Source organism: Streptomyces sp. NPDC097619, assembly GCF_040302735.1.
Classification (GTDB): Bacteria; Actinomycetota; Actinomycetes; order Streptomycetales; family Streptomycetaceae; genus Streptomyces.
Genome location: NZ_JBEOSD010000021.1, coordinates 65,694 through 72,484 on the forward strand (window position 1 = coordinate 65,694; position 6,791 = coordinate 72,484).

The 6,791-nt window shown below is 72.2% G+C and carries 6 protein-coding genes and 1 pseudogene; 3 read left to right on the forward strand and 4 right to left on the reverse strand.

From position 1 onward, the window contains the following. Window positions 1-186: 186 nt before the first annotated feature. Window positions 187-1,155: pseudogene (locus tag ABTZ17_RS08925) on the reverse strand (NAD-dependent epimerase/dehydratase family protein); the annotation flags it as partial. Window positions 1,156-1,225: 70 nt separating this feature from the next. On the opposite strand from ABTZ17_RS08925, the gene ABTZ17_RS08930 reads away from it, so the two are divergent. Next, window positions 1,226-2,179, forward strand: a complete 954-nt coding sequence (locus ABTZ17_RS08930) for a LysR family transcriptional regulator (RefSeq protein ID WP_352194850.1) — start codon at window positions 1,226-1,228, stop codon at window positions 2,177-2,179. Between the two features lie 135 nt (window positions 2,180-2,314). On the opposite strand, the gene ABTZ17_RS08935 is transcribed toward ABTZ17_RS08930, so the two are convergent. Continuing rightward, the gene (locus tag ABTZ17_RS08935) at window positions 2,315-2,527 is read right to left on the reverse strand and encodes a Sec-independent protein translocase family protein (RefSeq protein ID WP_352194851.1); all 213 of its coding nucleotides are present in this window, start codon (window positions 2,525-2,527) and stop codon (window positions 2,315-2,317) included. A gap of 676 nt (window positions 2,528-3,203) precedes the next feature. On the opposite strand from ABTZ17_RS08935, the gene ABTZ17_RS08940 reads away from it, so the two are divergent. Next, window positions 3,204-3,923, forward strand: coding sequence for a hypothetical protein (locus ABTZ17_RS08940; RefSeq protein WP_352194852.1), 720 nt, complete (start codon window positions 3,204-3,206; stop codon window positions 3,921-3,923). A 52-nt stretch (window positions 3,924-3,975) separates the two neighbouring features. Further along, the gene (locus ABTZ17_RS08945) at window positions 3,976-4,518 is read left to right on the forward strand and encodes a GNAT family N-acetyltransferase (RefSeq protein WP_352194853.1); all 543 of its coding nucleotides are present in this window, start codon (window positions 3,976-3,978) and stop codon (window positions 4,516-4,518) included. A gap of 174 nt (window positions 4,519-4,692) precedes the next feature. Here the strand turns inward: ABTZ17_RS08945 and ABTZ17_RS08950 are convergent, their stop codons facing one another. Continuing rightward, window positions 4,693-5,229 (reverse strand): EF-Tu C-terminal domain-related protein, encoded by a 537-nt coding sequence (locus tag ABTZ17_RS08950; protein ID WP_352194854.1) that lies wholly within the window; start codon window positions 5,227-5,229, stop codon window positions 4,693-4,695. Window positions 5,230-5,979: 750 nt separating this feature from the next. Continuing rightward, window positions 5,980-6,738, reverse strand: a complete 759-nt coding sequence (locus ABTZ17_RS08955; protein WP_352194855.1) for a DUF6193 family natural product biosynthesis protein — start codon at window positions 6,736-6,738, stop codon at window positions 5,980-5,982. Window positions 6,739-6,791: the final 53 nt, after the last annotated feature.

Here is a 6,791-nt window from a genome sequence, read left to right on the forward strand (position 1 = left end):
CACGGCGCGGGCGTCGGCGGCGCAGGCTTCCGCAGCGGGGGCGCCCGCGCCCGCGCCGGCGGCTTCGGTGGCGACGGCCTGCGGGTCGCCGCGTTCGACGCCGACGGATTCCCTGGCGCCGGCTCGCGTGCCACCGGCTCGCTCGCCATCCGCTCCCGTGCCATCGGCTCCCGCCCCGCCGGCTCCCGCACCGATGGCCTCGTCCACGGCCCCGGGCAGCCAGTCCTCCGTCCGGGAGAACGTGAACCCGAGAGCCTTCGCACGGGCGTTGTCCATCGCGTAGTGGCGGTCGAAGGAGAACGGGGAGGCGGCTGCCGCACCCGCCGTCTCCGGCCCTGCCCCCGCCCCTGTACCGCCGCCCGGTTCCCCCGTCACGACCCGGTGGACGGGCTCCCGCCCCACCCGCGCGGCCACGACACCGGTCAGCCCGTACACGTCGAGCAGCCCGTCGGAGCAGGCGTTCACGGGCCCGGAGAAGTCCGCACCGGCCGCCCACACCAGCAGCTCCGCCAGCTCCTCGTGGTGGATGAACACCGACGGCAGCACCCGCTCGTGCACCGCGATCGCCTCCCCGCGCGCGACGCGTCCGACGTAGTGGGCGAGCCGTCCGGTGAACTCCTGCGCCCCGCCGCCGAGCACGTGCGCGCTCCGCACGCTCGCGAAGACGAAGCCCCGCGCCCGGCTGAGGACCGCTTCGGCCTGCCGCTTGCCCTCGCCGTAGTGGGCGTCCAGGTACGCGTCCTCCTGCCACGGCAGGTCCGGGTCCACCGGCCACCCGGCGAGGTCCACGGCCTCCTCCGGCACCGGGGTGCCGGCCGGCGGTACGTCCGGGAGGGACGCGCTCGCCGGGTCGTAGACCTCGATGGTGGAGGTCATCACGTAGCGGCGGGTGCGGCTCCCGAAGACCCGGGCGGCGATCGCGGCCTGCACCGGGGTGTAGCAGACCTGGTCCACGACGACGTCGAAGACGCGGGCGCCGAGCATGGCGGCGAGGGCGATCTCGTCGTCCCGGTCGACGATCAGGTGCTCCGCCCCGGCGGGCGGCACGGACGAACCGCGGTTGATCACGGTCACCCGGTGGCCCGCGGCCAGGAGCCGATCCACCAGGAGCTTCCCGAAGTACCGGCTTCCGCCGATGACGCAGATCCTTTGCATGCCCCCATCCTGGGTACCTATCGTCATCAGCAGAAGTGATCTCTTCCTGAACTCGTATGAAGGAAAACTGTTGATCGATGTGCAGCGGCTCCGCGTCCTGCGGGCGGTGGCGGAACACGGCAGCTTCAACCGGGCGGCCACGGCCCTGCGCCTCACCCCGTCCGCCGTCTCGCAGCAGGTGGCGGCCCTGGAACGCGGCCTCGGTACCGAGGTCGTCGTCCGCAGTACCCGGGGGATCACCCTCACGCCCGCCGGACGGGTCATGGTCGGCGCGGCCGAATCGGTGGCCGCGGAACTGGAACACGCCCGGCAGCAGGTCGAACGGCTCAGTACCCGCCGCACCCAACTCACCGTCGCGGCGTTCACCAGCGGCGGCCGGCTCCTGCTCCCCGGCGCCCTGGCCCGCCTCACCGCCGCCCACCCGGACACCGTGATCCACATCCGTGAGGGAGAACCGGAGGACACGCTCCCCCTGGTCCGCCGAGGCACGGTGGACCTGGCTCTCGCCTACCACTTCGACGGCCCCCTCCCGACGGGCCCCCTCCCGGTGGGACCCCAGCCGGCGGGCCCGCGTCTGGAATGGACGCCGCTCCTGGAGGACCCCCTGCACGTGGTCCTGCCCGCCGACCACCGCCTCGCCGACCGCCCCGCCCTCGACCTCACGGAACTGGCCGCCGAACCCTGGGTCCTCGGCTGCCTCAAGACGGAGGCGTTCCTCCGCCGGTACGCCGAACGCGCCGGTTTCACCCCTGAGATCCGCGGCACCACCACCGACTACTTCTTCGCCCGCTCCCTCGTCGCCGCCGGTCTGGGCCTCTCCCTGATCCCCTCCATCGCCCTCACCCCCGACCTGTCCGGTCCCCCCGGTCCCCCGGGCCTCCGCGCCCTCCCCGTCACCACCGGTTCCGGCCCGGCCCCTGCCCGCCACATCGGCGTCGCCACGCGGGCCCGCCCCGACCGCCCCCACGTCACGACCCTCCTCCAAGCCCTCCGGGACGAAGCGGCCCGATACTCGGCCGCCTGAAGCACGACGGGACGTTCGTGATGCTCCTGCCGGAGGAGTCGCGGAAGCCCCGCACCCCCACGCGAGGGTGCGGGGCCTCATCACCCCCGACTGCCGACACCGGAACCGACTTGGGCACCGATACCGGGAGTCGGCTCAGGCACGCAGGTAGCGCACGACGCTCCGGAGTACGGCCGGGACCTCCTCGGGCCCGGCCAACCGGAGGGCGACGTAGGCGAGGACCAGGATGACGACGCCGTGGGTCAGCGAGGTGGTCACGGCCGGAATCTGGTCACCGGGGGCCTTCGTGAGGGCGGCCCAGGCGATCACGCCCAGCACGAGCAGGGCGAGGAGTACGAGACCTGTCATGGGAGTTCCTTGGGTGGGTCGGTACAGGACACGCCACGGCCCTGGCGCCCGGACCGCGGCGGCCACCGCTCCTGGCGTGCGGTGGCCATCCCCTACCTGACCGGCCGCTTCACGGATCGCCGCCATCGATCGGCGCCGATCGGCGCATCGGCGGGAAATCGGCAGCACCCGGCGGGGATTCCGCCGCATCGCGTGCGCGATCGGGCAGCGCCCCCCGCCGGCTCCTCCCGCTGATCCACGTCAGGCGGACTCCGCCGAGGGGCATTGGCATATGACAAACGGGGGGAAGCGGTGTGGGTCGGGGCCATCTGGCCGGAAGCTGAGGTTCGGCACACAGAGCGCGAGAGAGGGTGTGGGGGACATAGCGACGGATCGAGGGCCGCGGGCTTATGAGGGCTCAGCCCTCCGGAAGGCGGTGGTCGAACTCATCGAGCGGTGCGGAGCCCCGACCCCCGGGCAGATCGAGCGACGGGACCCGAGGGGGAGGATCACGACCGTCGGAGCCGATACCGCCAGGAAGATCAAGAACGGTGACGTGTCCGCCGTTAGAGAGGACACGTTCCTTGCCTTCGTCCATGGCTGCCACCTGCATGCGGCATTGCCGTGGAACGAGGAGGAGAAGGCACTGTGGAGGGCCCGCTGGAGGGCCTGGCTGACGCGGACGGAACCCGCTGCAGTGGATCAGGAGCCATCAGCGGACCCGGCTCAGGAGGCGGAGCGGGTCGTCACCCGCGAACACGGGTACGGGTCTCCGGAGGAGCGGCCGCCTCGCCTTCTCACCCGCAAGGCCCTGCGGGTGTCGACCGGCGTGATCGCGGCCACCACCGCCGTCGTGGTCCTCACCTCCTCCTGGCTCACGCCCTCCGGGTACGAGCCGCCGGAGGGGTGGGAGGTACGCCGCACCTCCAGTACCGCGGAGCGGGTGGACCTGGCCCTGGCGGTCCCGTACGCGTTCACGTCCCGTCGGGTCCTCGATGCGGAGGGAACCCCCGAAGCCCACTACGTCGCCCCGGACGGCCACGCCAAGATCAAGGTCCTCGTGGGCGCGAGTGAACCGGGGGAAACGACGACGCAGCTCGCCCAGAAGGCCGCCGGTTGGTACCAGGAGGGCGCACGTGATGAGAAGGACACGATGGCCGCGTCCGGCGCCACTCAAGTCGGCGACATCCGCCACGACACCATCGACGGTGAGGACGCCGCCCTCGTCACGGTCCGATACGCAGGCCTGAAGTCCCGCGCGCCGGAACAGGTCACCAACCTCTACCTGCTCGACGGCGACCGTTCCTACTACCGGGTCCAGGTATGGGCCCAAGGCACCACGGCCACCACCGCGGCCACGCGCACCGAGGAATTCCTCGCCGAGGTGCGACGCAGCATCGACGTCCACCCCGCCTGACCAGGAGCGATCCGACGTCGATCGGTGTTCGGATCTGTGTTTCGATGCACCGGTGACGAACGACGACGCACCGGGAACGGAACGGGCCGCCAAGGTCCGGCAACGGACGGAACACGACCTCGACGCCTGTGTGGCGGTCCTGTCGGAAGTCCACGAAGGCGACGGCTACCCGGTGAACTGGCCCGACGATCCCGGCGCGTGGCTCTCTCCGCCGACACTCCTCGCCTCCTGGATCGCCGAACTCGATGGACACGTCGTCGGCCACATCGGCTTGTCCCGGAGCGGTGAGGGAGACGCGGCGCCGGTCCTGTGGAGGGCTCGCGTGGGGGCGGCCACCGACGCGACGGCCGTGGTCAACCGACTCTTCGTCGCTCCGTCGGCCCGCGGTCACGGCATCGGCGAGCTGCTCATGTCCCGGGCGACGTCGGCGGCACGGGACCGCGGCCTGCATCCGGTGCTGGACGTGGTCGCCACCGACACCGCAGCGGCCGCCTTGTACGAACGCCTCGGCTGGCACCTCCTGGCCACCGTGGAACAACAATGGAGCCCGCACCGGAAAGTGGCCGTCCGCTGCTACGCGGCTCCGGTCGACTGACGGCACGGCGCGCCGGCTTTTACGTCCTAAGATTTCCGCTGATCCTCCGCATGCTCACCAGCAGGGTTGTGCCGTCCAAGCCCTGACGCTTCGGCGGAGCAGGCTTCCGCGCCGTGAACGGGCCCCGCCACACGACGCCATGTCAGGTAGGTGAACCCGGTCGGTCGGCCGAGGTCATGCTCCGAGGCGCGTGACCGTGCCAGAGCCGGCGGCCCGACCCCGAAGGCGGATCGCCACGCGCTGCCCCTTCTCCAGGGCCACCGGCCGGTCGAGTGTGAAGGCGACGCGCCCCGAAGCACCGGGTCGCAGTTCCGTCCCCGAGGCGGGAAGCACAGTACCCGAAGCCAGGGCCGTGCGGAGGTGGACCAGCGCCTCCGTACCCACCCGCACGACGGAGCCCCCATCCTCCTCGGGCAGCAAGGTGATCTCCGCAGTGAAGGCGCGGTGGGCCTCGATCGAACCGGGCGAGGCGAGGACCTGAACCCGGTGTACGGCCGTCCCGCCAGGCAGCAGCACGCTGATGCTCGTTCCCGCCGAGGCTTCGAGTACCGGCCCGTCGCCCGTCTCGACAGCCCCGATGACGACCACCGCGTCGCCGTCACCACCCACGACGGCGACCGTGTCGCCCCCGCGCACCCGGCCCCGCTCGACGAGTCCGGTGACCAGGACACCCCGGCCCCACCCCCGATCGAAGACGTCTTCCACGGGCATAAGGAAGGGGTCGGTCACTGGTGCCTCGCTCTGTCGTTGTCGGGGGCATTCACGGGCCCGCCCCCGACCGTGACTCCCCGCTGCGGACCGGCGGCGCCGTGCCCCGTCGCGCGGGAGCGAGCCTTGACACGACGGCCATGATCAGCCGACCGTTCATCACACCGCAAGCGCGCAATCGTGGCATCGGCGCACTGCTGAGGGTCTCGACACAGGTGCGGCAGCCCTCTGGGAGAGTCGGCGTTGGAAGTCGCCGGACACAGTCGAGCAGACAGGGGGTGTGGAGCGGCAGGTGCTGCCCCGGTGCCATGCGGCGGCGGGGCCTGAGCACAGGGTCTGGGATCGAAGCATGCTCTGGAGGTTGCGGCATGACGCAGGAACACAGCGACGAGGGACACCACTGGGTGGCTCTGTTCAGCTCCGAGAACGTGCCGGGTGGTCCGCGCCCGGGCCGGCTGCTGGCGGATTGACTGCGAGACCGCGGCATCGACTGGGACCCGTTCGACGGTGACGAGGTCCGCGTCGACCTGATGTGCGGCGTGGGCCCGGACGACCACTGGCATGGCACGTACGCCATCAACGTCCGAGCCGACGCCTTCACCACTTGGGCCTCCACCCCGACCAGCCGACCTCGGCACCGGCGGATCCGCCCCCGCCGAAGTGGTGGGGCCCGTGGGCCCGGTGACGGGTCCTCGCCACGACACGGGTCCAGGCGCTGAGCGGGTCCGCGGTCGGCCCGCTTCGTGGCTGTGCTCAGCCGGTGCCTTCCGGGGAACCGGCCGGTCCGTCCCCGTGCGGTGGCAGGAGACGGGCGAGGGCTGCCGCGGCCGTTGCTGCCGTGGGCTCTGCGGTGTGGGTGGACGCGTTCTCGTTCTGGCGGCCCACCAGCCAGCCTTGTCCGGCGCCGCGCGGTGTGGCGCGGGGGAAGTGGGCGGGGTGGGGCGGCAGCGGAGTGTCGCTGAAGGACAGGGCCGCGTGGGAGACCAGCGGGTAGAGCGCCCGCAGCTCCGGGGTCGCGTACGCCGCCTCGACGAGGTCCTTGTCGATCGTTTCAGCCGGGAGGGCGCGGACCTCCTGCCAGCGGTGGGAGAGGGCGCGACCCTGTTCCAGGGCGAGGGCGAAGGGGTCGACGGCCAGGGCGGGCCACAGTTCGGTCATGGCGTCGAGCGGGAGCGGACGGTCCCAGGCTTCGAGGAGGGCGACGGTGGCCGCGAGCGTGAGGTCGTCGGCGGTCGCGACGTTCCCGATCCAGGGCTTGGTGAAGCGGGCCCGGATGGCGTGGCCGCCGCGGGCGAACTCGACGACACAGACCCCGCGGTCGCTCTCGACCGCGACGGAGAGCGGGTCCTGCGAGGCGCTCCAGTGTCCCCAGGGTCGGATCGGCGGGAGGGTGAGGTCCTGCTCGGCGGCGGTGCGGGCGAGAGCGGCGAGGGGGTCGCCGGCGTCCGGGGCGAGGTCCGGGTAGGTGCGGGGGTCCAGGGCGGTGGTCGAGTCGTCGTGCTCGGGGGTCATCGTTCTTCCGTCGAGAGGGTGGGGGCGGGGGGAGGGCGCCGTCGGGGCAGCCC